We start from the raw sequence: 21,568 nt of genomic DNA, 5'->3' as shown, positions 1-21,568 counted from the left end.
CCTCAAATTAACTGAACAGAGGTGTCGGTTGGTTTTCAGGCCAGCTGATGTAGACAGTCTCGTCCCAAGTCGGCGGTGTAATGTTGCGCACATACCAATAAGGTGCGGGAACTTGGCTTTTGACGACACGGCCGTTGGCAAGTTTGATGTGGTAAATCGCGAAGCTGCCCAAGTAGGCAATTTCTTTGACTGTACCTTGGGCCCAGTTGTGCGCGCCCAAGTGTTCCGGTTTTTCTTTATGCAAATCAATATCTTCAGGACGGATACTGATCCAGATTTCATGGTCGTTTGGAACGCCCAAGCCGTGGTCGATGCGGACGTGGTTTTCCAAGCCGTCACATTTGACGATGGAGAAATCGGCGCGGTCGTCAATAACGACGCCGTCAAAAATATTGGTTTCGCCGATAAATTCAGCGGTAAAGCGGCTGTTCGGGTAGTCGTACACGTCGCTAGGTGTGCCGACTTGGCGCAATTGGCCGTCGGACATAATGGCGATACGGGTAGCCATGGTCATCGCTTCTTCTTGGTCGTGGGTAACCATGATACAGGTTACGCCGACTTGTTCCAGCGTGTTGACCAATTCCAGTTGGGTTTGTTGGCGCAGTTTTTTATCGAGTGCGCCCAAAGGTTCGTCAAGCAGCAGGATTTTCGGACGTTTCGCCAGGCTGCGCGCCAAAGCGATACGCTGTTGTTGGCCGCCGGAAAGTTGGTGCGGCTTGCGTTTGGCGTATTTGGTCATTTGCACCAGGCGCAACATTTCTTCGACGCGGGCGTCGATTTCGCCTTTAGGCATTTTGTCTTGTTTTAGACCGAAAGCGATGTTTTGCTCAACACTCATGTGCGGGAACAGGGCATAGCTTTGGAACATCATGTTGATTGGACGCTCATAAGGGGCAAGCTTGGTAATATCTTGACCGTCGAGAATGATTTTGCCCTGATTGGGGCTTTCCATGCCTGCCAACATACGCAGCAGTGTGGATTTGCCACTGCCTGAGCTGCCCAAAAGGGCGAAGATTTCGTGTTGATAGATGTCCAAGTCGATGTTATCGACAGCGTAATTGTCACCAAACTTTTTCACCAAGCCTTGGATTTGCAAATAAGGTTTGGCTGAAGACGCAGTGGTTGCGGTCATAATGGCAATACTCCAAAAAGAAAGACGAGTACCGGCAAAACGGATTTTCGAATGGGTGATAAAAAGCTGTTTGATTGCTGGCGGGAGTCGGACGGAGGCCGTCTGAAACTCTTGTAAAGCGCACGGGCAGCGTGGATAGAAAGCAGTTTAAGCCTCAGCTTTTGCTCTCGGCAAACTCAATATTATATTAGCCTAAGCCTCATAGGGGCAATATGAAAATGCTTGTAGTGGCTGATTTGAAGCAAATAGGAAAGGAAAGGCAGGCAGGGGAACAGGATAGCGAAAATGGGTAACGTTGTTTTTCTGCACAAAAGGATTTAATTTATATTCAAATGTCTTAAAAAATAATTCAAGATAGAATAAAATACGCAAATTGCATTAATTTTAATAAAGTCGTGCGGATTGCGTTTTATGCGGGCAAGATGGTTTTGTTCTGAATAAAAAAACCAAATCCGCTATATGAATAAAAAGGGAAAACATGAGCATTAAAGAATGGCCCGAGGGGGAGCGGCCGCGTGAGAAGCTGTTGGAGCGCGGCGCGGCGGCGTTGAGTGATGCGGAGTTGCTGGCGATTTTATTGCGTGTCGGAACGCGCGGCATGAGCGCGGTTGATTTGGCGCGTTATTTGTTGAGCGAGTTCGGCAGTTTGGGAAAGCTGATGAGTGCGGATGCCAAAACACTTTCTGCTTGCAAGGGCATGGGTTTGGCGAGCTATACTCAATTTGCAGTGGTCAAAGAAATCGGGCGGCGGATTTTGGGTGAAGATTTGCAGGAGCAGATGGTTTTGTCAAACCCGAAATCGGTTGCGGATTATCTGCGCTTGCATCTTGGGCATGAAAAAATCGAAGTCAGCGTTGCGTTGCTGCTCAACCGTCAAAATCAATTGATTGCGGTACGGGAATTGTCGCGCGGTACTGTGGCGGAAAATACGGTCTATATTCGTGAAATTGTCAAATTGGCATTGGATGAATACGCCGACAGTTTGATTTTGGCACACAATCATCCGGGCGGCTCGGCAAGGCCGTCTGAATCTGATGTGCAGTTTACAGAGCGTTTGAAACAGGCTTTAAGTTTGGTCGATATTACGCTGTTGGATCATTTTATCGTGACGGCAAAAGAAACCTGCTCTTTGCGCGAACAGGGCTATATGTAAGGGTGAATGTTCAGACGGCCTCAGTAGGATTCCGAGGCCGTCTGAAGGATTATTGCGTTACTTCATCGGATGATTCTTCTTTGTGGATGATTTCTTCCGATTTTGGCTTTTCTTTGCTCTTTTCTTTTTCTTTTTCTTTTTCTTTGTCCTTGTCTTTTTTGCCGTCAGGGATGGCGGCATCAATCACTGCCCCCGTTCCTTTAACAACCAATTTCCCGGCAGTCAGGACGGTCGTGGCAGCCAAATCGACAGCTGCGCCTACAACGCAGCCGTTAAGCGTCAGGCAAAGGGCAAGTGCCGGAAGCAGGCGTTTTGTGCATCTCAATGGCTGCATCCGCAGTGTCCTTCGTGATGATGGCCGCATCCGAGTGCTTCTTGCCAAGCATCATCGTCTCCGTCAAATTCTTCGACTTCGTCAAATTCACCGTTTTCTACCATGCTTACCAGCTCTTCCAAGCTTTCTGCGCCTTCTACCCAAAAGCAGGGAATATCGGGTGGTGTGTCGGGGGCAAGCAGGGCGGCCTGTTGGTCGTGCCAAGCAATCCAATAGCCGTTTTGTGTTTGTACGAATACGGCATCGGGATGGATGGTTTCGTTTTCGGTATTGACCAGCATTCTGGCGGCGATATCGGTTTGAAAAGGTAAGGTTTGCATGATGGTTTGAGAATGTGAGAAAAGGAAGTATTGTAACATGGCAAAAACAAACGCACCGTCTGAGTCAGGCGGTGCGTTTGTATCTCGGCAACTTGGGTGCGGTCAGTTTAGAGTATCAGCCGCACTGGGAATCTCATTCCGTCAAAATTATTTGTCGTCGTTAGCCAAAACGAAGCGGTAAATAGCTGCGCCAACTGCTGCGCCGGCAATAGGAGCCAACCAGAACAACCACAGTTGTTCAACAGCCCAGCCGCCTTGGAACAAGGCAACGCCGGTAGAGCGTGCAGGGTTGACGGAAGTATTGGTCACAGGAATGCTGATCAAGTGAATCAGGGTCAGACCCAGGCCGATGGCGATAGGGGCGAAGCCGGCCGGAGCCAGTTTGTCGGTAGAACCCATGATGATGATCAGGAAGAATGCGGTCAGGACGAATTCGATCAGCAACGCGGCCATCATGTCGTAACCGTTAGGAGAGTGTTCGCCGAAACCATTGCTGGCAAAGCCGGAAGCAACAGCATCAAAACCGGTTTTACCGGAAGCGATCAGATACAGAACGCCAGCGGCGGCAATCGCACCGATAACTTGGGATACGATGTAAGGCAACAGGTCTTTACCGTTGAAACGGCCGCCGATGAAGAGGCCGACGGAAACGGCAGGGTTGAAGTGGCCGCCTGAAATATGGCCGACGGCGTAAGCCATGGTCAGTACGGTCAAGCCGAACGCCAAGGCGACACCGGCAAAGCCAATGCCGAGTTCAGGGTAGGCTGCTGCCAATACTGCGCTGCCGCAGCCGCCGAATACCAGCCAGAAAGTGCCGAAAAATTCTGCAAAATATTTTTTCATTTGTTTTTCCTCGTAAAGGGTGGGGGTGTTGCCGAAGGCATGAATCATAATAATATTGTTTCTAATCGAAAAACGGATTTACCTGTTTTTTCCGCTCTTGACAAAAGGCCGTCTGAAAATGGTGACAAACGGGTAGAGATATGTATTTTGTAGGTTGAGTTTGGTTGATTGAACCTTATTTTTTGTAAAGTAAATGCCGTTAATGCAAAAACATTTTGTTTTGTAGGTAATATTATTTATAGATTATTAATTTGATTGGAATCTCTGAACCATATCTGATTTAAAAAGGCCGTCTGAAAAGTTTTCAGACGGCCTTGATTTAAGCAAGGATAAATTAATCCAGATGGTCGCTGCTTTGCGCCAAGATGGTGCGGTTGCCGTTGTTTTCCGCCGGGGAAACAATACCGTCGGCTTCCATTTGTTCAATCAGGCGGGCGGCGCGGTTGTAGCCGATGCGCAGTTGGCGTTGGATATTGGAAATGCTGGCCTTACGCGATTTCAAGACAACGGAAACGGCTTCGTCATACATGGGGTCGAGGTCGCTGTCGTTGCTGCGGCTGGTGCCGGTAAAGTCTTCGGTGGAACCGTTGCTCAAAATATCGTCGATATAGTCGGGTGCGCCAAATTGTTTCAGGTATTCCACTACGCGGTGAACTTCATTGTCGGAGGCGAATGCGCCGTGTACACGTTGCGGATAGTTGGTACCGGGTAGCTGGAACAGCATATCGCCTTGGCCGAGCAGGTTTTCCGCACCCATTTGGTCAAGAATCGTGCGGCTGTCGATTTTGCTGGACACTTGGAAGGCAATGCGTGTCGGAATATTGGCTTTAATCAGGCCGGTGATGACATCCACGCTGGGGCGTTGGGTGGCAAGAATCAAATGGATGCCGGCTGCGCGGGCTTTTTGGGCGAGGCGGGCAATCAGCTCTTCAATTTTCTTACCGGCGGTCATCATCAGGTCGGCAAACTCATCTACGATGACCACGATAAACGGCAGTTTTTCCAATGGCTCAGGGTCTTCAGGCGTGAGGCTGAACGGGCTGCCGATTTTTTCGCCACGAGCGGCGGCTTCGGCAATTTTTTGGTTGAAACCGGCAAGGTTGCGCACGCCCATAAAGCTCATCAGACGGTAGCGTTTTTCCATTTCGTTGACGCACCAGTTCAGGGCGTTTGCGGCCAGCTTCATATCGGTTACGACAGGGGCGAGCAGGTGCGGAATGCCTTCGTAAATGCTCAGCTCCAGCATTTTCGGGTCAATCATAATCATGCGCACGTCTTCAGGCGTTGCTTTGAAGAGCATGGACAGAATCATGGCGTTCACGCCTACGGATTTACCCGAACCGGTCGTACCGGCAACCAGCAGATGCGGCGCTTTGGCCAAGTCTGTCACAACAGGCTGGCCGGTGATGTCTTGGCCGAGGGCGAGGGTCAGTTTGGATTTAGATTCGGTAAACGCAGGCGAATTGAAGATTTCGCTCAAGCGGATCATTTGGCGTTTCGGATTAGGCAATTCCAAGCCCATGCAGGTTTTGCCGGGGATGGTTTCCACCACGCGGATGGAAGCCACGCCAAGCGAGCGCGCCAAGTCTTTTTCAAGGTTCAAAACGGCACTGCCGCGCACACCGACATCAGGTTCAATCTCGTAGCGCGTAATGACCGGGCCGGAATAGGAGTCCATCACTTTGACTTTAACTTTGAACTCGGCCAGTTTTTCTTCGATGGTAATGCTGTTTTCCAACAACTGTTCTTCAGTTTGCGAGGCGCTTGGGTCAAACTGCGGCGGCAGGAGCAGGGCAGTGGTCGGTAGAAGCGCATCGGTCAGTGTTGTTGAAGTCGGATGAACTACGCTTGGCATACTCTCTTGAACGCTTGGTTCTACGGTTTGCACAGGTGTTTCAACGACTGTCTGTGTATATTCAGACGGCCTTACGATTGTTTCAATAGATTCAACAGGTTCAATGGTTTCAACCGCTTGAATAGCTTCTGCTTCCGCTTGTACAGACGCTTCCGGCTCACCATCGAATTCTGTTTCTTCTTCCGCAGATTCGCTGATTAAATAATCGCGGATACTGCGTTCAGGCTGATTGCTAACATGCGCATTGACTTGCGAATCAAAAATCGGCACTTGGATTTTATGTTCGAAAGCAGGCGGCTCGGGGATATCGATCGGCGCAATCGAGGTTTGGAAAACGGGCGGCTCGGGAATATCGGTTTTCGCCATAGGGACGACCGGTACGGCAGGCGGCTCGACTACGGTTGCGTTTGGCGCGGCAGGTCGGGAGATATAAGGGGATTTTTTAACAGACGCAGCCGGTTTCGGACGGGATGGCGTTGCCGGTGCGGCAGGTTGTGGTGCAGCAGCTTCCGTAGCAGCTTGTTTACGCGCCCATCTTTCGGCGGCCGCTTCGGTATGGCGAACTTGACGGCGTAGGCTGGCAGGACGGCTGATTTGTCCCAAGTTGGCCAGAATTTCGTCATTTTCGATGGTGCGCGGAGAGTAGTCGCGCAATGGGGCGACGGCTGCGGCCAGTTTGTGGCGAGCGGCGGTACGGCGGGCTAGGTTGTCGTGAATATCTTCCGCTTGGATTTCAGAAGGGAATGCCTGCATGGAAGTATAGGGGAGGACGGCTTCTTTTTCGGCAGTTCTTAAGGCCGTCTGAACGGTTTCGATGTGCGGCGCATTGGCTTCTGCCACGCGGACATTATTGGCGCGCGCCAAGGCACGTTCGCGTGTGCGGCGCAAAACAGGATCGTTGTAGTCGATGATTTCCATGCCGGTCATCGGCAGGGATGAAGCGCGCAACAATGGGGTTTCGACTTCGTCTTTGTAAATCGGCGCATTTTTTTCGGCCAAATGCTCGTTCCATTCCTCAACCGCCGCTTCATGCAGGGAACGGGTGGCTTCTTCTAATGTGATTTCTTCAAAATTACTGTTTTGCACCAAAGACGGGCTGTATTCGGGCGTTTCCATTTGTGCAAACGGCGTGATTTTGGGAATACGTTCCGACTTGGCAGATTTGCGGGTTTTAGGCGCCACTTTGATTTCTTCTTCGGTCGTTGCGATGTGTTCCGGCTCTTCGGCAACGGGCTCTGCTGCGTGCTCTTTGTCTGTTTCGGCGCGTTGCGTTTTATTGTGTTCGAGCGCGGAAAGCAGGCGGATGCGGGCGATTTTATGGTTGTCGGCAGTGCGCTTGTTCATGCTGAACAAACGTTTCAGGCTGTCCAGTTGGCTGGCAAAACCGACCGGGCTGTCTTCTTCGTTGATTTCTTCTTCATCGCCACTGAGTCGTACCAATTCTTGGCGCCACTTTTGCTCTTGTTTCTGGCGCCACCAGAACAAGCCGGCTATGGCGGCCAGTAGAATTAAAGCCAATATTGTCCAAAGCATGCGTCCATCCCCTTAATTAAACGGCAAAGTCCGTTATTCTAACGCTTTTTTCGGGTAAACAAAACCAGCCGAAACAAGCTTTAACGGCAAAGACAGACAGGATTGTCAAAGCCATGGCTTGAGGCGCGTATAATAGGCCGTCTGAACATTTTGCGGATGAGAAGATGATTTTTCAAAACGGATGGTTTCCCGTTGGTGTCGTGATGGCGGCATGGCCTGTGTTGCTGGTGATTTTTGCTTTGTGTGCAAAGCAGGCATGGGTGTCGGTATCGCAGCATCGTTCCGCATTTTTGTTGGCTGCCGTGATGTTGCCGCTGGCTTGGAGTTTGAATGCCTCCCCGGAAAGCGGACAACTGGCCGGCATGAGCTATCATTTGCTTGCTTTAAACCTGACGGCTTTAATGCTGGGCACCTCTGCTGCCTTCTGCGTCAGCGTTTTGCTGTTTTTTCCGTATTTGTGGCTTTGGGGCGATTGGCATATGTTCCCCATCAACGCCTTGTCCGTATTGCTTCCACCTTTGTTGGTGAACTTGGGTTTCCGCCATTGGGTGTCGCGTTTGCCTGCCAATATCTTTATCTTTATTTTTCTGAATGGTTTTTGGGCCGCGGCGGTCGGCATGGTGTTTACCGGCGTGGTTTTGGTCGGTTTGTTGGACTGGGCGGATGTATTTGATACGGCGGTATTATGGAAAACCGCTTTTCCTGTTTTCTTCTTAATCGCTTGGGCAGAGGCATTTTTGAGCGGTATTTCAACAGCCATTTTTATCGCGCTTAAGCCGCAATGGATTTGTACTTTTGATGACGGCAGGTATTTGAAATCTGCGCCTAAGATTTGGCAATAAGATATGAAGGCATCTTTGTGTGGTTTTCAGACGGCCTCATGACCGGATGGCCTGTTTTTTGAATTGAATTCTTAACGTATTATGTTTGCTTATATTTTTCCCATTGTTTGCGGCGCTGCCGTCGGGGCTGTATTGCGTTGGCTGTTTGGCTTGGTGCTGGTGTCTTCTACGCCTTTTTCTATTGGTACATTGGCGGCAAACTGGCTGGGCGCGCTGCTGATCGGCGTATTGGCAGAACTCTTAACCGATCCGCAATGGCGTTTGCTTTGGATTACCGGATTTCTCGGTAGCTTGACCACATTTTCAGGTTTTTCAGTGGAGATGGTGGGTTTGATGCAGGCGCAACGCTGGGGCATGGCTTTGATGGCAACCTGTCTGCATGTTTTCGGTTCGTTTGGTTTGACGGCACTGGGGATTAAATTGGCGCAGATTTGGAAGTAAGCAAAAGTTACAGGGTGCAAAATTGCACCCTGTTATTTTTTATAGGTATTCAATCAATGCCAATAGGTAAACAGACGGTTTCTTGACAATAGGTTTTGCCGGACTCGCTTAGGTGTGCCGGTTTGTAGGCGGCAAAGGTGTAGGTCAGGTCTGCGCGGAATGTGTCAGGATCGGCTTCGGCGGTGTCGCAGTTGAGGCCGGTGGGAATATCGAGGGCGACTTTCAGGCCGTCTGAATGATTGAGTTGGCGGCAGAGGGCGGCGATTTCGGTTGGAAGTGCGTCGCTGAAGCCTGTGCCGAATATGCCTTCGATAATGATGTCGTAACCTTTTTTCAGACGGCCTTCCAGTTCTTGTGCGGATATCAATTCAATATGGGGCAAACCGTTGAGGCGTTCGCGATTGGTTTGAGCCAAGGGGGAGAGGTTTTCTCCGAGTGAAAACAGAATATCGATGTGCCAACCTTGCGCCTGCATATATCTTGCCATGACTAGGCCGTCGCCGCCGTTGTTGCCTTTGCCGCAAACGATCAGGGCGCGTCCGGCTTGAGGATGACGCTGCATGAGGTCTTGGGCGGCAGAGCTGCCGGCGTTTTCCATCAGTTGGTCGAAGCTTGTGCCTTTATCGACGGCTGCTTGTTCGCGTTCGCGCATTTGGGCGGCGGTATAGACTTTCATGATCGGCTCTCTTTGCAGGAAGTTATTGGTCGGCGGTATTCATCAGGCGCAAGGCTTTCAGACGGCCTATTTCTTTTTGATATTCCACCAACCCGATAAATGTGCCGTCTCGGCTGTACACACGGATGGGCTGCTCGGCGGAAATGTCTTCGCTGAACTGGGGGCGCTGGCCGTGTTTGAGCATGGTAACGGCGTAGTCGTTTAGCTCAAGTTTGGGGAAATGTTGCACCAAAACATCGCAAGGCAGCAGCAGGGCATCGCGTTCGGCTTCGTCCAATTCTGCCAAGGCTTCGAGCGTGTGGCTTTGGGCAATGGTAAAGCCGGCGGTTTCAGTACGGCGCAGGGCGGTCAGGTGGGCGAATGTGCCGATGTGTTTGGCGATGTCTTCGCTGAGGGTGCGGATGTAAGTGCCCTTGCTGCAGCGTACGTCTATCACGGCTTTGGGTGTATCAAATTCAGTGATATTAATGGAGTAGATGGTGATGTCGCGCGCTTTGCGTTCGATAACGATGCCTTTGCGTGCGTATTCGTACAGTGGTTTGCCTTCGTGCTTGAGGGCGGAAAACATGGGCGGCACTTGGCGGATATCGCCCGTTAAGGCGTGGCAGGCCGTCTGAAATTCGGACAATGAAATATCGGCGCGTGCGGTGGCGATGATTTCGCCTTCTGCATCGCCCGTGCTGCTGGCTTCGCCCAGTTTCAGCGTGGCGGTATAGGCTTTGTCGGCATCAATCAGATATTGGGCAAACTTGGTCGCTTCGCCGAAACAAACAGGCAAAAGCCCTGTGGCCAAAGGATCGAGTACGCCGGTATGCCCGGCTTTTTCGGCACGGAACAAGCGCCGCGCTTTTTGCAGGGCGGTGTTGCTGGAAAGTCCTTCGGGTTTGTCGAGAAGAAGAACGCCGTTGACCGGGCGTTTGGTGGGTTTGGTTGTCATATCGGGTAGGGGGTAATGTTCAGGCCGTCTGAAAGCATTCAGACGGCCTGTGTGTTAGCTTAATTCTTCATTCAATAATTCACGAACAGAGTGTTTTTCATCAATTATATCAATGCTGATTGCATCAAAGCCATTTCGTTTTAATGAGTCAAAACTAATAATGCGGCCATCAATTAAGGGGACTTGTCCTTCAGAATTGACGAAATCTTCATATTCATCTTCGTAGTCTATATTGTAATAAAGATGAATCAGAACTTGGTAAGTATACTCATCCAAATCAGTTAACATTCTGTTTTGCTTTTGATTTGGGCTATATTTGTCGCAAAACATAGCGTTATAGCCATGTTCCGTTCCATCAAACAATACAATTTCATTGCCGCTTACAGCTTCTACCGCCACAATTTTTACCGGAGCCTCGTCAGTATCGGTAATCAATCCATCAAAAGGCTCTCCATAGTAACGGATGTAGAATGTATTTCTACCTCGGCAGGATAATGAAAAGCAACGATGCTCGCCTTCAATTTGCAGGCTATCACTATGTGCATAGGCGGCTAAATGTTCGGGAATCAGATTGTTCATTCTAGCAGTATCAGTCTTCAACCGGTTTTTCCGCCGCCACTTGGTCGATCAGGCTGGAAATGCTCATGCCACGTTCGAGTGATTCGTCGTATTTGAAGTGCAGCTCGGGCGTTTTGAAGAGTTTGATGCGTTTGGCCAATTCGCTGCGCAAATGGCCTTTGGCGTGTTCCAAAGCTTCTTCGGTGATGTCGCGCGTGCTGTCGTCGAGGACGGTGTAGAACACGGTTGCGTGGCTGTAATCGCGGGTAACTTCGACTTCGTTGATGGTGATGAAGCCTGCGCGCGGATCTTTCAGGCCGGTGCGGACGAGTTCGGCCAGTTCGCGCATGATTTGTTCTTTGACACGGTCTTGGCGGGCGTAGCCGCGTTGGGGTTTTCTCATGGTTTTCCTTGATGTATGGCAGGCTGTCGTTTTCAGACGGCCTGCGGTTTGGATTTTGAACAGCTGCCTATTATAACGGAGCGCGGTTTATTGTGCTTGAACCGAGAAAGGCATATCGATTTTTTGCCATTGCGCGCTTTCGTAGTCCAGCGCATCGGCGATGAGGGGGTGTTGTTCCAGCCATTGGGCATTGATGCGCAAGATGAAGCTGTGGTTGCTTTCATCAATGCGAAGCTGGGTTTGCGGCGGTAAATCGAGCGGCAGGCGCGAGCGGCAGAAGAGGGCGGCCAGACGCAGGGACAATACGGCACACCACATGATTTCGTTGTCGCCGATAATGTCCGCCATTTTCTTGAGGTCGCCGCGATGGCCGATAACCAGTTGCGCCAAAATGGTTTGCTCTTTGCGTGAGAAGCCCGGCATATCGGCGTTTTCGAGAATGTAGGCGGAGTGTTTGTGATAACCGGTATGGGCAATATCCAAACCGATTTCATGCAGACGGCCTGCGCGGCTGAGGTATTGGTTCCACAGGGCAAGCTCTTGAACGGTTACGTTTTTGACGTGGCACAGGCTATTCATGAAGGCTTGCGCGGTATCGGCAACACGTTTGGCTTGGTTGAGGCTGACGTGGTAGCGTTTTTGGAACTCTGCCGTTGTCTGCTCGCGCATATCGACATTGAGGCTGCGGCCGATTAAGTCGTAGAACACGCCGTCGCGGAGGGCGGCTTCGGTAACGGTCATTTTAGTCAGCGAGAGTTCGTCGAAAGCGGCCATCATCACGGCCAATCCGCCCGCAAAAACTTCGACGCGTTCGGGTTTGAGGTTTTCAAATTTGGCTTTTTTAACCGAACCGGCTTCGATAATCCTATCGGCAAGATAACGCATGCCTTGGGCGGTAATGTCGGCTTCCTGCGGCAATTCGGCCGCCAAAACGTCGCGTATGGATTTGGCCGAACCGGACGTGCCGATGGCGAAATCCCAACCGGTGCGCTTCATCAGTTTGCTGATGCGTTGGATTTCGATACGCGCAGCGGAAACGGCGGCTTGGAAATCTTTGGCGGTCACTTTGTTTTGGAAGAAGCGCATGCTGTACGTTACGCAGCCCAAAGGCAGGCTTTCTGTGGTCAGCGGTTGCAAATCCGAGCCGATGACAAATTCGGTCGAACCGCCGCCGATGTCGATAACCAGCATTTTGTCGCCTTTGGGCGGCAGGGTATGCACTACGCCGGTGTAAATCAGACGCGCTTCTTCGCGGCCGGCAATGACTTCGATGGGGAAACCCAGCGCCGCTTCGGCACGGGGCAGGAATTGGGCGATGTTTTTGGCGACGCGGAAAGTATTGGTGGCCACCACGCGCACGTTTTCAGGTTGGAATCCGCGCAGGCGTTCGCCAAATTTTGCCAAACATTCCAAGGCTTGTTCTTGAGAGGCTTCGCTCAGGTTTTTTTGTTCGTCCAAGCCGGCAGCAAAGCGTACCATTTGTTTGAAGGAGTCGATGACTTTCAGCTGGCCGTTGTTGTTTTCACAAATTTGCAGGCGGAAACTGTTGGAACCCAAATCGACGGAGGCTAAAACGTTGGCGGGAGTGGTGGTCATAAAAAATACCGCTTGATTAGAAAAACCTAAATGTTACTTGAGGCGGTATCACTTGACAATAAAAGGAATACAGCTCTTTGATTCTGCTCATAGATGTATTTTATAATGCTGATTTTAAGCAAATATATCAAAGGCCGTCTGAACTTTTCAGACGGCCTAAAAAGAGAAAATACATGAAATCGGAAAACCAAGATTCCTTATTTTTATCGCGCCGCCGTCTGTTGCAAGTCGGCGGAGCCATGCTTTTGACGCCTGCGACCGCATGGGCGGGGGCGCAACGTGAAGAAACGCTGGCCGATGATGTGGCTTCCGTGATGCGCAGTTCGATCAATAGTGCCAGTCCTGCTCGGCTGGTGTTTACCGATGCAAGGGAAGGGGAGCGTTGGTTGGCGGCGATGTCTTCCCGATTGGCACGCTTTATTCCCGATGAAGGCGAGCGCCACCGCCTGCTGATCAATATCCAATACGAAAGCAGCCGCGCCGGACTCAATACTCAAGTGATTTTGGGTTTGATTGAAGTGGAAAGCGCGTTTCGCCAATATGCCATCAGCGGCGTGGGTGCGCGCGGTTTGATGCAGGTGATGCCGTTTTGGAAAAACTATATCGGTAATCCGTCGCACAACCTTTTCGATATCCGCACCAATCTGCGCTATGGCTGCACCATTCTGCGCCATTACAACAATATCGAAAAAGGCAATATTGTCCGCGCTTTGGCAAGGTTTAACGGCAGCTTGGGCAGCAACAAATATCCGAATGCCGTATTGGGCGCGTGGCGGAATAGATGGCAGTGGGGTTGAGCGGCTTGCGATTTGCCCCATGCAATTCCTTTGAATCCTGTATAATCAGAAAATCTGTTAATTCACACTTTCAGACGGCCTTTCGCAAATTTAAGGCCGTCTGAAACATTATTTATGGCAAGAGATAACCGCATTCAAATGTTTCCGCACGAATGGCGTGCCAGTACCACACTCTCCGGCGTTTACGCACTGCGTATGCTGGGGATGTTTTTGGTGCTGCCTGTTTTGGCGATGTATGCCGCTTCGTTGCCCGGTGCGGAAAACAATAAAGTGCTGGTCGGTATGGCGATGGGTATTTACGGGCTGACACAGGCTTTGCTGCAGCTGCCTTTGGGTATGGCTTCCGATAAGTTTGGTCGTAAAAAAGTGATTTATGCCGGCTTGATTGTGTTTGCGGCGGGTAGTTTTTTGGCCGCAGTTGCTGACAGCCTGCAGATGTTGGTTGCCGCGCGTGCCATTCAAGGCGCGGGCGCAGTCAGCGCGGCGGTAACGGCTTTGCTGGCGGATTTGACCCGTAACGAAGTGCGGACGCGTGCGATGGCGATGATCGGCCTGAGTATCGGCTTGACCTTCTCCGTCAGCCTGGTGCTCGCGCCGATGATTGCCAGCTTTATCGGCGTATCCGGCCTGTTTGCGCTGACCGGTATTCTGACGGTAATCAGTATCGGCGTGGTTGCTTGGATGACGCCTGATCCGGAAGTGTCAAAACTGCACGAAGACACGCAGGCGCAGCCTTCGCGTATGGGCGAGGTATTGAAAAACCGCCAACTGCTCAATCTCGACTTCGGTATTTTTGCCTTGCATGCGGCGCAAATGGCTTTATTTACCGCATTGCCGTTTGCCATGACGCAGTTGGGTTTGGAAAAAATCCATCACTGGCAAGTCTATCTGCCGTCAACCATTACCGGCCTGATTATTATGGTGCCACTGATTATCGTCGGTGAAACGCGCAACAAGCTCAAGCAAGTGTTTATCCTCGGTATCGTTTGCATCGCGACGGCGCAAATCGGTTTGCTGTTTGGCATGCACTCGATATGGTTGATTACCGCCTATTTGATTGTTTATTTTATTGGTTTCAATGTATTGGAAGCCAGCCTGCCGTCTATGGTATCGAAAATCGCCCCGTCCGATTTGAAAGGAACGGCGATGGGCGTGTATAACACATTACAGTCGGTCGGCTTGTTTGTCGGCGGCGCGACCGGCGGCTTATTGTTCCAAAAATATGGGTTTTCAGGCGTTTTTACCTTTTGTAGCGTATTGATGTTGCTGTGGCTGGTATTGGCACTCATCTTACCGGCACCGAAACCCGTCAAAAACCTCAGCTATCCGCTTAACGCCGAATGGCAGCAAAATCCGGATTTGCTCTACCAAAAACTGACCGAAATTGAAGGCGTCGAAAGCATCAGCTTCAGCGCAGACAAACAAACCATTTATATCAAGGCCTTGCAAAAAGGATTCGACCAAGAGGCCGCCGAAAAAATCATCACAGGAGTGTAAAATGTCATTGAATAAAGTTATCCTCATCGGCCGTCTCGGCCGCGACCCGGAAGTCCGCTATATGCCCAACGGCGAGGCCGTCTGTAACTTCAGCGTTGCCACCAGCGAAACTTGGAACGACCGCAACGGCCAACGCGTAGAACGTACCGAATGGCACAACATCACCATGTACCGCAAACTCGCAGAAATCGCCGGCCAATACCTGCGTAAAGGCAGCCAAGTGTACCTGGAAGGCCGTATCCAAAGCCGTAAATACCAAGGCAAAGACGGCATCGAACGCACCGCTTACGACATCATCGCCAATGAGATGAAAATGCTCGGCAGCCGCAACGACAACAGCGGCGGCGCACCATACGATGACGGCTACAACCAAGGCGGTCATTCAAGCCAAAGCAGTTACCAACAAGCGCCTCAACAGCAATACCAATCTGCCCCGGCGCAAGAACCCCCGGCAGCCCCGGCCCGTCGTCCTGCACCGGCACAACCGACCGCTCCGGTTGAAGATATCGACGACGATATTCCGTTCTAATGACGAAATAATAAAAGGCCGTCTGAAAAATAGACTTCAGACGGCCTTTAAAATGATTTAAAAGAAAATCCTACATTTGTACCGAGCCGCTGACGGTCAGAGACCTTTGCAAAATTCCCCAAAATCCCCTAAATTCCCATCAAGACATTTAGGGTATTTCCCATGAGCACCTTCTTCCGGCAAACCGCACAAGCCATGATTGCCAAACACATCGACCGCTTCCCACTATTGAAGTTGGATCAGGTGATTGATTGGCAACCGATCGAACAATACCTGAATCGTCAAAAAACCCGTTACCTCCGAGACCACCGCGGCCGTCCCGCCTATCCCCTGTTGTCCATGTTCAAAGCCGTCCTGCTCGGACAATGGCACAGTCTCTCCGATCCCGAACTCGAACACAGCCTCATCACCCGCATCGATTTTAACCTGTTTTGCCGTTTTGACGAACTGAGCATCCCCGATTACAGCACCTTATGCCGCTACCACAACCGGCTGGCGCAAGACGACACCCTGTCCGAACTGCTGGAACTGATTAACCGCCAACTGACCGAAAAAGGCTTAAAAGTAGAGAAGGCATCCGCCGCCGTCATTGACGCCACCATTATTCAGACCGCCGGCAGCAAACAGCGTCAGGCCATAGAAGTCGATGAGGAAGGACAAGTCAGCGGCCAAACCACACCGAGTAAAGACAGCGATGCCCGTTGGATAAAGAAAAACGGCCTCTACAAACTCGGGTATAAACAACATACCCGTACCGATGAGGAAGGCTATATTGAAAAATTGCACATCACCCCTGCCAATACCCATGAGTGCAACCTCTGTCCCCTTTGTTGGAAGGCACGACCGTCTATGCCGACAAAGGCTACGACAGTAAGGAAAACCGGCAACATCTGAAAGAGCATCGGTTGTTGGACGGCATTATGCGCAAAGCCCACCGCAACCGTCCGCTGACGGAAAATCAAACGAAGCGTAACCGGTATTTATCGAAAACCCGTTATGTGGTCGAACAGAGCTTCGGTACGCTGCACCGTAAATTCTGCTACGCCCGGGCAGTCTATTTTGGTCTGCTCAAAGTGAGTGCGCAAAGCCATCTGAAGGCGATGTGTTTAAACCTGTTGAAAGCGGCCAACAGGCTAAGTGCGCCTGTTGCCGCCTAAAAGGCGGCCCGGATGCCTGATTATCAGGTATCTGGGGAGGATTAAGGGGGTATTTGGGTAAAATTAGGAGTGATTGGGTGAGAAAACAGCCGAAAACCTGTTTTTGGGTTTCGGTTGTTGGAGGAAAAGAAATTTTGCAAAGGTCTCTGCCTTTTGCGTTGAAGTTTTCCAACCCCGCCCGATACGTTTTTCGTTATAATCATCCCGATTCCTGTTTATATATATTTCAAAATGTTCAAACGCTTCCCTTTATTTTTCCTCTGTGCCGCGCTGTTTTCGGGCTGCGCCACTCATCCCAAGCACACCCCCGCCGCCGTGGAAACCGCCGAAACGCTCGGTCTGCCCGCCAGCTCGCAGCCGCCGATTGCGCCGCAATGGTGGCGTGCGCTCAACGATGCCAAGCTCGACGGCCTGATTGACACCGCCCTCGCGCGTTCGCCCGATTTGGCGGCGGCACAGGCGCGCTTGCGGCAGGCGCAGGCGGGGGCGGATTTGGCGGATTCGCAGCGCGGCGTGAAGATTGGATTGGGGCTGAGCGGCGCACTGCTGCACCGCGACGGCGTAAACGAGCGCGAGAAGCCCGAACTCATCAGCGATTTGGAAAAGCGGCTGCTGGGCGACCACGGCACCAATATCACCTATGAATCGCTGCAACTGCAAGGGCAATGGTCGCCCGATGTGTTCGGCAAATACAAGCACCAGCTGGAAGCTGCGCTGGGGCAGCAACGCGCCGTGGAATACGAAATCGCGCAGACGCGGCTACTGCTGGCGCAGGGCGTGGCGACGTATTACCGCCAATGGCAGTTGCTGCTGGAAACGCGGCAGCGCGTGGCGCAGCGGGCGCAGTTGAATCGCGAACGCGAGCAGGTGGTGCGCGAGCTGATTCGCGCAGGACAACTTGCACCGAGCAAACTCTATGCCGTGCAACAGGGCAACAGCCGTTTTCAGGCTGCCTTGTCAGATTTGGACGGCAATATTGCCCAAGTGCGCCACGCGCTTGCCGCGCTGACAGGACAACCGGCGCAGGCGTTGGACACTTTCACGCCCAATCCCGCTACCACCACCCCCGCACCGCCCGTGTCGCAGCTCACCGCCGATTTGCTCGGCAAACGCCCCGATTTGGCGGCGCAGCGCGAGGCACTGACCGCCCGCCGCCATCTGGTTGCCAGCGCGAAAACCGAGTTTTATCCGAACATTACCATCAAGGCGCTGGCCGGCTTGTCCAATGTGGAAATCGGCAACCTGCCGCATTCGTCGTCATTTCTCGCCGGACTGCTGCCCAGCGTGAGCCTGCCGATTTTCACCTCTGGCGCATTGCGGGCGAACCTGTCGCGCAAGGAAGCCGAGTTTGACGAGCAGGCGGCGCGTTACAACAAAAACGTTTACACCGCCCTGCGCGAGGCGGCAGATGCGCTGACGCAATACGAAACCGCTGCCGCAGCCGTGCGCGACCAAACCGAGATGACCGCGCTGGCCCGCAAAAACGCCGCCGCCGCGCAAAGCCGCTACCGCGCGGGGTTGGACAACAAGCTTGACTGGCTCGCCGCGCAGGACGAAACCCTGCAAAACGAAGCGCAACTGGCGCAGGCACAGGCGAAGCTGTTTACCGCGTGGCTGGCGTTAAATACCGCCTTTGGCGGAGGTTTTGCGGCGGACAAATAAGGCAGCCTGAAAACGAGCAACGCGAGTTTCTGCGAAGCTAAAATCCTAAATGTCTTCTGAAACAAAATTTTGCTGTCATTCCCGCGCAGGCGGGAATCTTGGTTGAGCCGCATCAAAAGGCAGCAAAAACCACTGCCGCCGAAACCCGAACAAGATTCCCGCCTGCGCGGGAATGACGAAAGTTTGAGGCAGCCTGAAACGCAAAGGCTACCTGAAAACCAGCAAGCTAGTCGGGCATCCCTACCCGACCTACCCATAAGGACTCCCCATGCCCCTGCAATCCGGCGGCTACACCTTCAAGCCGCATGAAATGCCCTTTATGCCGGGTTCGCCCGCCTTGCCCGAGCATCCGAAAAAGCGGCGACTCGCGTATCTTGCCATCGGTTTATTACTCGCGCTGTCGTCGGGCTTCCAAAACGGGCTGCTCACCGCCTCGCTGCCGCAGCTGCGCGGCGATTTGTCGCTCGATTTGCAGCAGGGCGGCTGGATTCAGGCGGCGTATTTCATGGCTTACGCCTGCATGAGCGTCCTCTTTTTCAAAGTCCGCAAGGCGTATGGCCTGCAACGCTTCGTCCGCATCACCCTGTTCGCCCAGCTTGCCGCCAGCCTACTGCAACTGGTTTATCACCATTACGAAGTGCAACTCATCGCGTGTGTTGCCGCCGCCATCGCCGCCAGTGGCCTGCTGGTGCTGTCGATTTACTACATGATGCAGGGCTTTACCGGCACGAAAAAGCTGGTCGGGCTGGTGTTCGGGCTGGGTCTGATGCAGGTCGGCACGCCGCTGGCGCAGAGCCTCGTACCGCTGCTGTATGGCGACGGCAACCTCAACGGCGTGTTCGCCTTTCAGGCTACCCTCGCGCTCGCCTGCACCGCCTGCCTGTTCGCCCTGCCGCTGCCGCCCGGCATCACCGTGCGCAAATCGTTCACGCTGACCGACGCGCTCAGCTTTACCCTGTTCGCCTCCGGCATCGCGCTGTTGTGCGCCTTTCTCGTGCAGGGGCGCACGGTGTGGTGGACGACGCAGTGGCTCGGCTGGCTGCTCGCGGGCGGAGTGGGGCTGACGGGGCTGGCGTTGTACATCGAATCGACGCGGCACAAGCCGATGCTGGACTGGCACTGGATGACCGTGCCGCAAATCCTCATCTTCGCCGTGATGGGCACGATGGCGCGGCTCTTGACCTCGGAGCAGACCGTCGGCGCGGCGGGGCTGATGGGCGCGGTGGGCGTGGGCAGCGCGCAGATGAGCACGTTTTACCTGATTGTTGCGGGCGGAATGCTGGCGGGTGTGGTCGGCAGCCTGATTTTGCTGGATATCAACGACATCCGCCGCCCCGTGATGGTTGCGCTCGCCTGTTTCGCCATCGGTGCGTGGCTGGAAATCGGCGTGGGCATGCAGACCCGCCCCGCGCAACTTTATTTCAGCCAGTTTATCGTTGCCTTTGCCTCGCTGCTGTTTATGGGGCCGATGATGCTTGAAGGCGTACTGCGCGCGCTGGCGAAAAGCCCCGACCACATAATGAGCTTCTCCGCCGTGTTCGGCCTGTCGCAAACCCTCGGCGGGCTAGCAGGTGCGGCGGCATTCAGCGCGTTTTTAACTTACCGCACCCGCGACCACCTCGCCGCCATCGCGCAAAACCTGACCCTCTCCAACCCCGCGCTCGCCGCCGACATCCAGCGCAACGCCGCCGCCCTCTCCGCCACCCTCTCCGACCCGGTGCTGCTGCAAGGCCGCGCCGTCTCGCAAATCACCGCGCAGGCGGGCAAAGAAGTGTCGGTGGCGGCATACAGCGACCTGTTCGCGCTGCTGGCGGCGATGGCGGCGGTATCGACCCTCGTCGCCGTCGCCCTGTGGCTGTACCGCCGTTATTACAAGATTGATATTCTGGCGGCGGAGAAGGCGAAAGTGTTTGCGGCGTTGGGGAAATAGTGTGTCAGACGGCATTAAAGGCAGCCTGAAAACCACCGCACCAACCCATTAACCGAATCAACCCCCAAATCAACGGAAAGAAAAAAATGTCCCAACCCGACACCCCCGAACAACCCGACACCAAATCCCAAAAAACCGCCGTGCCGCAGCCCGAGATGCAGCCTGAAACGTCGTCTGAAACCCCGTCCGAGCCGCAAGAGCCCGCCCAATGGCAGCCTGAAAAACACCGTTTCGGCAGCATCGGCATACTCGCCGCCAGCGCAATCGGCGTGGTGCTTGCCCTGTATGCCTTCCGCCTGCCGCCCTTCGGCATGGGCGAGGTTTACACCAACAACGCCTATGTGCGCGGCAGCGTAACCGCCGTCAGCCCGCGCGTGGGCGGCTATGTGCAGAAAGTGGCTGGTGCGCGATTTTGACAACGTAAAAGCAGGGCAGCCGCTAGTGGAAATCGACCCCGCGCCCTACCGCGCCAAAGTCGCCCAAGCCGAAGCTGGGCTGGCGGGGCAGCAGGCGGCGTTGAACAAAACCGCGCAGGACAAAGCCTCCGCCCTCGCCGTCTCCAAAGCCAACCAAGCCGCGATTGACAACGCCCGCGCCCAGCTTGACCGCGCCCGCCGCGAATGGCAGCGCATACAGGCGGTGAGTGCCGATGCCGTGTCGCAAAGCAGCCGCGATGCCGCGCAAACCGCCGTTAAACAAGCCGAAGCGGGCCTGAAACAGGCGCAGGAGCAATACGCCGTGGCGCAGCAGAACATCATCAACACGGGCGTAGGGCGCGAGGGCGCACAGGCGGGCATCGCCAACGCGCAAGCCCTGCTGGACTTGGCAAAACAGGATTTGGGGCATACTGTGATTTACGCGCCCGCCAGCGGCAAACTCGGCGAAGTCAGCGTAAAACAAGGGCAGCTTGTGAGCGCGGGCACGCAGCTGATGTCCGTCGTGCCGCCCGAACGCTGGATCATCGCCAACATCAAAGAAACCGATATGGCCAACGTGAAAATCGGGCAGAGTGCCAGCGTGAGTATCGACGCACTCGGCGGCAAGGCGTTCAGCGGCAAAGTCGCCGAAATCTCGCCCGCCACCGCTTCCGAATTCAGCCTGATTAAAGCCGACAGCGGCACGGGCAACTTCGTCAAAATCGCCCAACGCATCGCCGTAAAAATCGTATTTGACGCAGGGCAACAGGATTTGGAACGCCTCGCGCCGGGGATGTCGGCGGAAGTGAACATTGCTACGAAGTAAGGTAAAAGGTCGTCTGAAAAGTTTTCAGACGGCCTTTCAGACTGCTTTTTTTATTGAAGTAAAGCAAATCGGGCATTATCCGTGCATCAATTGCCCAACCCACTCAACAAAAAGCAGCCTCAAACTCCATT

General features: G+C 53.2%; 18 protein-coding genes and 2 pseudogenes. 10 read left to right on the top strand and 10 right to left on the bottom strand.

Annotated features, from left to right (window positions below):
• Positions 1-7: 7 nt before the first annotated feature.
• Positions 8-1,132: an ABC transporter ATP-binding protein gene (locus tag RRV97_RS04955; protein WP_003746147.1), complete on the bottom strand. Its 1,125-nt coding sequence runs from the start codon at positions 1,130-1,132 to the stop codon at positions 8-10.
• Positions 1,133-1,610: 478 nt separating this feature from the next.
• Here RRV97_RS04955 and radC point away from each other — a divergent pair, with 478 nt between their 5' ends.
• Positions 1,611-2,285: a RadC family protein gene (radC, locus tag RRV97_RS04950; protein WP_003746150.1), complete on the top strand. Its 675-nt coding sequence runs from the start codon at positions 1,611-1,613 to the stop codon at positions 2,283-2,285.
• Positions 2,286-2,334: 49 nt separating this feature from the next.
• On the opposite strand, the gene RRV97_RS04945 is transcribed toward radC, so the two are convergent.
• From RRV97_RS04945 to RRV97_RS04930, 4 genes are all read right to left on the bottom strand, one after another.
• Positions 2,335-2,619: an NF038104 family lipoprotein gene (locus RRV97_RS04945; protein ID WP_315612147.1), complete on the bottom strand. Its 285-nt coding sequence runs from the start codon at positions 2,617-2,619 to the stop codon at positions 2,335-2,337.
• Complete coding sequence (locus tag RRV97_RS04940; protein ID WP_004520787.1) at positions 2,607-2,939, bottom strand: hypothetical protein; 333 nt, start codon at positions 2,937-2,939, stop codon at positions 2,607-2,609. Before RRV97_RS04940 ends, RRV97_RS04945 begins: the two co-directional genes overlap by 13 nt.
• Positions 2,940-3,086: 147 nt before the next feature.
• On the bottom strand, positions 3,087-3,782 hold the full coding sequence (gene aqpZ / locus RRV97_RS04935) for an aquaporin Z (protein WP_063067881.1): 696 nt from the start codon (positions 3,780-3,782) through the stop codon (positions 3,087-3,089).
• Between the two features lie 334 nt (positions 3,783-4,116).
• Positions 4,117-7,170 (bottom strand): DNA translocase FtsK, encoded by a 3,054-nt coding sequence (locus RRV97_RS04930; RefSeq protein ID WP_315612146.1) that lies wholly within the window; start codon positions 7,168-7,170, stop codon positions 4,117-4,119.
• A 164-nt stretch (positions 7,171-7,334) separates the two neighbouring features.
• Between RRV97_RS04930 and RRV97_RS04925 the strand changes: the two genes are divergently transcribed.
• Both RRV97_RS04925 and RRV97_RS04920 read left to right on the top strand, forming a co-directional pair.
• Positions 7,335-8,012, top strand: a complete 678-nt coding sequence (locus RRV97_RS04925) for an energy-coupling factor ABC transporter permease (RefSeq protein WP_315612145.1) — start codon at positions 7,335-7,337, stop codon at positions 8,010-8,012.
• 81 nt (positions 8,013-8,093) lie between these two features.
• Complete coding sequence (locus tag RRV97_RS04920) at positions 8,094-8,453, top strand: CrcB family protein (protein ID WP_070461592.1); 360 nt, start codon at positions 8,094-8,096, stop codon at positions 8,451-8,453.
• A gap of 49 nt (positions 8,454-8,502) precedes the next feature.
• Here RRV97_RS04920 and RRV97_RS04915 read toward each other — a convergent pair whose 3' ends face one another.
• From RRV97_RS04915 to ppx, 5 genes are all read right to left on the bottom strand, one after another.
• The gene (locus RRV97_RS04915) at positions 8,503-9,129 is read right to left on the bottom strand and encodes an NAD(P)H-hydrate epimerase (protein ID WP_315612144.1); all 627 of its coding nucleotides are present in this window, start codon (positions 9,127-9,129) and stop codon (positions 8,503-8,505) included.
• Between the two features lie 22 nt (positions 9,130-9,151).
• A complete protein-coding gene (gene truB / locus RRV97_RS04910) occupies positions 9,152-10,066 on the bottom strand; it encodes a tRNA pseudouridine(55) synthase TruB (RefSeq protein ID WP_315612143.1) in 915 nt (304 codons plus the stop codon).
• 54 nt (positions 10,067-10,120) lie between these two features.
• Positions 10,121-10,645, bottom strand: coding sequence for a hypothetical protein (locus RRV97_RS04905; RefSeq protein WP_315612142.1), 525 nt, complete (start codon positions 10,643-10,645; stop codon positions 10,121-10,123).
• A 10-nt stretch (positions 10,646-10,655) separates the two neighbouring features.
• Positions 10,656-11,027 (bottom strand): 30S ribosome-binding factor RbfA, encoded by a 372-nt coding sequence (gene rbfA, locus RRV97_RS04900; RefSeq protein ID WP_003685554.1) that lies wholly within the window; start codon positions 11,025-11,027, stop codon positions 10,656-10,658.
• 87 nt (positions 11,028-11,114) lie between these two features.
• Entirely contained in the window at positions 11,115-12,623 is a 1,509-nt protein-coding gene (gene ppx, locus RRV97_RS04895; protein WP_049323450.1) for an exopolyphosphatase, read from the bottom strand.
• A gap of 173 nt (positions 12,624-12,796) precedes the next feature.
• Here ppx and RRV97_RS04890 point away from each other — a divergent pair, with 173 nt between their 5' ends.
• The 7 genes and pseudogenes from RRV97_RS04890 (at position 12,797) to RRV97_RS04860 (ending at position 21,437) form a co-directional block, all read left to right on the top strand.
• Positions 12,797-13,420, top strand: coding sequence for a lytic transglycosylase domain-containing protein (locus tag RRV97_RS04890; RefSeq protein ID WP_315612141.1), 624 nt, complete (start codon positions 12,797-12,799; stop codon positions 13,418-13,420).
• 114 nt (positions 13,421-13,534) lie between these two features.
• Positions 13,535-14,917: an MFS transporter gene (locus RRV97_RS04885; RefSeq protein WP_315612140.1), complete on the top strand. Its 1,383-nt coding sequence runs from the start codon at positions 13,535-13,537 to the stop codon at positions 14,915-14,917.
• Between the two features lies 1 nt (position 14,918).
• The gene (locus RRV97_RS04880; protein ID WP_049323447.1) at positions 14,919-15,446 is read left to right on the top strand and encodes a single-stranded DNA-binding protein; all 528 of its coding nucleotides are present in this window, start codon (positions 14,919-14,921) and stop codon (positions 15,444-15,446) included.
• A 162-nt stretch (positions 15,447-15,608) separates the two neighbouring features.
• Positions 15,609-16,603, top strand: a pseudogene (locus RRV97_RS04875) (IS5 family transposase).
• A 231-nt stretch (positions 16,604-16,834) separates the two neighbouring features.
• Positions 16,835-18,265, top strand: a complete 1,431-nt coding sequence (locus RRV97_RS04870) for an efflux transporter outer membrane subunit (protein WP_315612139.1) — start codon at positions 16,835-16,837, stop codon at positions 18,263-18,265.
• A 268-nt stretch (positions 18,266-18,533) separates the two neighbouring features.
• Entirely contained in the window at positions 18,534-20,195 is a 1,662-nt protein-coding gene (locus tag RRV97_RS04865; RefSeq protein ID WP_315612138.1) for an MFS transporter, read from the top strand.
• Between the two features lie 86 nt (positions 20,196-20,281).
• Positions 20,282-21,437, top strand: a pseudogene (locus RRV97_RS04860) (efflux RND transporter periplasmic adaptor subunit).
• Positions 21,438-21,568 lie beyond the last annotated feature (131 nt).

Origin of the sequence: Neisseria sp. DTU_2021_1001991_1_SI_NGA_ILE_055, assembly GCF_032342915.1 — a bacterium.
Lineage (GTDB): Bacteria > Pseudomonadota > Gammaproteobacteria > Burkholderiales > Neisseriaceae > Neisseria.
This window is presented reverse-complemented; position numbering and strand designations above follow the sequence as displayed.